Origin of the sequence: Micromonospora sp. NPDC047753 (assembly GCF_040642735.1) — a bacterium.
GTDB lineage: Bacteria > Actinomycetota > Actinomycetes > Mycobacteriales > Micromonosporaceae > Micromonospora.
Map to the genome: position 1 here is coordinate 1 of NZ_JBEYSL010000870.1, position 1,288 is coordinate 1,288.

At 77.6% G+C, this 1,288-nt stretch carries 1 pseudogene; it reads right to left on the reverse strand.

The features are described from left to right. Positions 1-676 precede the first annotated feature (676 nt). Positions 677-1,288 (reverse strand): annotated as a pseudogene (locus tag ABZ749_RS35355) (replication-associated recombination protein A); the annotation flags it as partial.

The following is a 1,288-nucleotide window of genomic DNA, read 5'->3' on the forward strand; positions in this document are numbered from 1 at the left end:
CGTTGCCGGCCACGGTGAGGCGGTAGTTCATCACGTCCGCGCAGTTGGTCGCGGTGGTGGGTCGCTGCGCCTCGCTGGCGAGCCGGGGGTCGGCGAGGCCCCGGCGGGCCGGCCGGGTCACCCCCGCCCGGGCGAGCGGGGGGTGGCGACTGTGGCACGGCACCGCGGGCGCCGGGCACCGGCTGAACGCCGCGGCGTGGCGGCTGCCCGGCTGCGGGGCCGGATGCGGGGCCGGATGCGGGTGGCCGGTTGTCCGGGCGACGACCCGCTGGCGGCGTCTCCCCGGGCCAGGGCCCGTCGACTGGTCGACGGGCGGCGGCACCGCCCGGTTCACTCTGACGCGGAGCCGGCGGCGCCGAGGGCTCCGGCGCACTGCCGCGCGCACCGGCCGGCTCTCCCGCCGTACGCGGGGCGGGTTGTGCCGGAGGCCCGGCCGGGTCTGCCGGCGGCATACCCCCGCGGGGCCGGTTCGGCTCCGCCGGTGCGCCGTCCGGGCCCAGCTCGGAGCGTTGCTGCTTGGCCGAGCGCAGATCGTCGATCCAGCCGAACTCCTCGCCGGCGACCGGCTCCTCCGGCTCGGGCTCAGCAGCCCGGCCGCGACCCCAACGGCGGGTCTTGGCGCGGGGATCGCGCCGCTCGTCCGGGCCCTCGTCCGGGCGGTCCCCACCACGCGATCTCACTGTTGACCCTCTCCTGCGGCGTCGGTGCCGCTGTCCTGCATCGTGCCGGGGGCATCCGTGCCCGTCGTCGGACGGGCGGCCCCCGGGGATAGCGCTGGCGCGGTCTGCGCCGTTACGGACGGCTCGGATGTCGGCGTCTGCGGGCGCGCGGCCGGAGCCGGCAGACCACGCACGATCCGGCGCAGCAGCGGCAACCTGGTGGCCACCGACCGCTCCGCGCCGTGCGGGCTGGGCTGGTAGTAGTCGGTGCCCACCAGGTCGTCCGGGACGTACTGCTGGGTGACCACGCCGCGCTGGTCGTCGTGCGGGTAGCGGTAGCCGGTCCCGTGGCCCAACCCTCGGGCGCCGGCGTAGTGCGCGTCGCGCAGCCCTCGCGGCACCGGGCCACCGCGACCGGCCCGGACGTCGGCGATGGCGGCGCCGATGGCGGTGGTGGCCGAGTTCGACTTGGGCGCGGTGGCCAGGTGGATCACCGCCTGGGCGAGGTTGAGCTGCGCTTCGGGCAACCCGACGTACTCGACCGCGTGCGCGGCCGCGGTCGCCACGCTCAGCGCCCCGGGGTCGGCCATGCCCACGTCCTCGCTGGCGAAGATGACCAGGCGACGGGC